This is a genomic window from Curtobacterium sp. B8 (genome assembly GCF_000333315.1).
Classification (GTDB): Bacteria; Actinomycetota; Actinomycetes; order Actinomycetales; family Microbacteriaceae; genus Curtobacterium; species Curtobacterium luteum.
In genome coordinates this window covers 1-3,090 of sequence record NZ_BACW01000241.1, presented here as the reverse complement: position 1 = coordinate 3,090, position 3,090 = coordinate 1, and the positions used below count along the sequence as shown (strand labels likewise).

Below are 3,090 nucleotides of genomic sequence, written 5' to 3'. Positions count from 1 at the left end.
CGCGGTAGGTCTGGACGGCACCCGGGACGCTCCGCTGCCACTGCTGGATCGCCGCCTGGCCCGGCTCCACCCCGCGGTGGAAGGCGAGGGTGCCGTCGACGAGGTACTGCTCCGCTGCGACGTCGAGCACGAGGGCACGGCTCAGGTGCACGAGCCGCTGGTCCCAGTCGCGGTACTCCATCTCGAAGCGCTGCTCGATCGGGAAGAGCACCGGGACGCCGTGCCGCAAGGGAGTCGCGTCGCGGTGGGTGTCGACGGTGGCCGTGCCGGAGTCGATCCACTGCACGACGACCTCGCCCTCGACGGCGACGTCACCGCGGAGGTAGCCGTGCATCTGGGACCGTCGGATGCTCATGTCGCTGTCGCCGATGCCGGCGTAGCGGTACCAGTAGTCGTCGTCGACGTGGGCGGAGTACCAGGCCTTCCCGGCGTACATCCCGGCGAGGTCGTGGATGGCCGAGTCCGTGTCGCTGCCGGCCACGGACACGAGTGCCGTGGTGGTGGGGGTGCAGGTGGTGGACATCCCCCCACTGTCCTCCCCGTTCGGGGGCCCGTCGACCGTCCTGCGCGCGCTGGACGAGCGCGTCGCGGTCTGCGGATGATCGCCCCCGGAGCGGCCCGCGGGGCGGCCCGCGGAGCGTCCTGCGGACGGTCGCGGAACGGACGGGAGGCACGTGGCGGANNCGNCACGTGCCTCCCGTCCCTTGCTGCTCGCGTCAGGCGAGCGTGGCCGCGTCGATCACGAAGCGGTAGCGGACGTCCGAGGACAGCACCCGCTCGTAGGCCTCGTTGATCTGGTCGGCGCTGATGAGCTCAGTCTCCGGCAGAATCCCCTTCTCGGCGCAGAAGTCGAGCATCTCCTGCGTCTCGCGGATGCCGCCGATCGCCGAACCCGCCCAGCTGAGCCGGCGCGGGATGAGCGCGAACGCGGGCACCTCGAGCGGCTCCGACGGCGCACCGACGTTGACGAGCGTGCCGTCGACCTTGAGGAGGCCGAGGTAGGCGCCCATCGGGATCTTCGCCGACACGGTGTTGATGATGAGCTCGAACGAGCCCGCGAGCTCCTCGAACGTCGCCGAGTCCTTGGTCGCGTAGTGGGCCTTCGCGCCGTAGCGGAGCGAGTCCTCCTGCTTCGAGGTGGTCTGCGACAGGACGGTGACCTCGGCGCCGAGCGCGACCGCGATCTTCACCGCCATGTGCCCGAGGCCGCCCATGCCGATCACGGCGACCTTGGAGCCGGGGCCGACGCCCCAGTGGTGCAGCGGCGAGTAGGTCGTGATGCCGGCGCAGAGCAGCGGCGCGACCTTCTCGATGTCGAGCGACTCGGGCACGCGGAGCACGAAGTCCTCGTTCACCACGATCGCCTGCGAGTAGCCGCCCTGGGTGATGCTGCCGTCGGCCGGGTCGACGCCGGCGTAGGTCTGGATGTTGCCCTTGAGGCAGTACTGCTCCTCGCCCTTGACGCAGTTCTCGCACTCGCCGCAGGAGTTCACCATGCAGCCGACGCCGACGCGGTCGCCGACCTGGTGCTTGCTGACGTCGGAGCCGACGGCCGAGACGTGGCCGACGATCTCGTGACCGACGACCTGCGGGTACTGGATCTCGCCCCACTCGCCCCGGACGGTGTGGATGTCCGAGTGGCAGATGCCGGCGTAGGCGATGTCGATCTCGACGTCGTTCGGACCGAGGTCGCGGCGGGTGATGGTGGTCTTGACGAGCGGCTCCGTGGCGGACGGGGCAGCGTAGGCGTTGACGGTGCGCAAAGGTCTCCTCGTGGGATGGGTCGTCAGCTGACGGAACCGGTTCCGGCTCCGACGGACCAGTGTGCTCCTGCGCGCTGCGGACAGCGTGGTACCGACGGGGTCCCCCTCCTGTGCGGTTCTTCAGGACATCCGGGCGAGTCGTGTCCCCGCGATCGCGGCGAAGCGCAGCGGATCGCGGAGCGCGTCGTCCGGTTCGCCCGTGGTCTGCGTGGCGATCACTGTCAGCGAGGCCGCGGCGGCGAAGGCGTCGAGCGGGGCCTCGATCGCGCCGGCCACGAGCACCGTCCGGGCGTCCGGGGCGTGTCGTCCGGCCAGTTCGCGCACTACCGACACGACCTTGCCCGCGGCACTCTGTCCGTCGAACCGTCCCTCGCCCGTGACGACCACGTCCGCACCGACCAGGAGCGTCGGCAGCCCGAGGACCTCCGCGATCCCGTCGGCACCGCGCACGAGGGTCGCACCCCACGCGAGCAGGCCGAACCCGACCCCGCCCGCGGCCCCCGCGCCCGGCGTCGAGGGGTCGACGTGCGGGAAGCGGGCGGCGAACGCGGACAGCCGGGCGTCGAACTCGGCCACACGGTCGGGTGTGACGCCCTTCTGCGCCCCGAACACGGCTGCAGCGCCGGACGGCCCGAGGAGCGGCGAGGTCACGTCGGTCAGGACGGTCACGCCGTCGCGGGGGAGCGTCCGACCGCCGATGACGTCGAGCACGGAGGCGCCGCCGTCCGTGGACGCGCTGCCCCCGATGCCGAGCACGAGCCCGGTCACGCCCGCGTCGAGCGCCGCGGCGATCGCCTCCCCGAACCCGCGGGAGGTCGCGGTGTCCGGCAGCAGGTGCCCGCCGAGCAGGGGGAGGCCGCTCGTCGCGGCGAGCTCGACCACGCCGCGTCCGTCCGGCAGGTGCAACCACGCGGCGTCGACCGGGTCGCCCGCGGGACCGGTCACCGTCAGCGGCTGCAGCACCGCGTCGGGGAACGCCGCGGCGAAGGCGTCCAGCGTGCCCTCGCCGCCGTCGGCCATCGGCACGACGACGAGGTCGTCGTCGGGACGCTCGGCGCGCCAGCCGTCGGCGATCGCCGCAGCCACGGACGCCGCGGTCGCGGTGCCCTTGAACGAGTCCGGAGCCACCACGATGCGCACCCGACCACCGTAGCGGGACGGGTCCGGCCTCAGCGAGCGAGCGCGAACCGTGGCAGTGGGGTGCCGCCGAGGGCGAGGTCCGCGACGAGCTCGCCGAGGAGGGGCGCGAACTTGAAGCCGTGGCCCGAGAACCCGGTCGCGACGGTGAGCGGACCGCGGCGGTCGATGACGAAGTCCTCGTCCGGCG

General features: G+C 72.4%; 4 protein-coding genes. All 4 read right to left on the bottom strand.

The genetic code is table 11. The annotated features are described in order from the left end of the window. A partial coding sequence (locus tag I59_RS06040; protein WP_022903093.1) for a hypothetical protein occupies positions 1-523 on the bottom strand: 523 nt, incomplete at its 3' end. A gap of 193 nt (positions 524-716) precedes the next feature. Further along, positions 717-1,763 carry an NAD(P)-dependent alcohol dehydrogenase gene (locus tag I59_RS06035; protein WP_022903092.1) on the bottom strand — a complete coding sequence of 349 codons (1,047 nt, stop codon included), beginning with the start codon at positions 1,761-1,763 and terminating at the stop codon, positions 717-719. 120 nt (positions 1,764-1,883) lie between these two features. Continuing rightward, on the bottom strand, positions 1,884-2,903 hold the full coding sequence (locus tag I59_RS06030; RefSeq protein WP_022903091.1) for a glycerate kinase: 1,020 nt from the start codon (positions 2,901-2,903) through the stop codon (positions 1,884-1,886). Between the two features lie 29 nt (positions 2,904-2,932). Continuing rightward, positions 2,933-3,090, bottom strand: a 158-nt coding sequence (locus tag I59_RS21925) for an FAD-dependent oxidoreductase (protein ID WP_148286110.1), incomplete at its 5' end; no start/stop codon positions are given.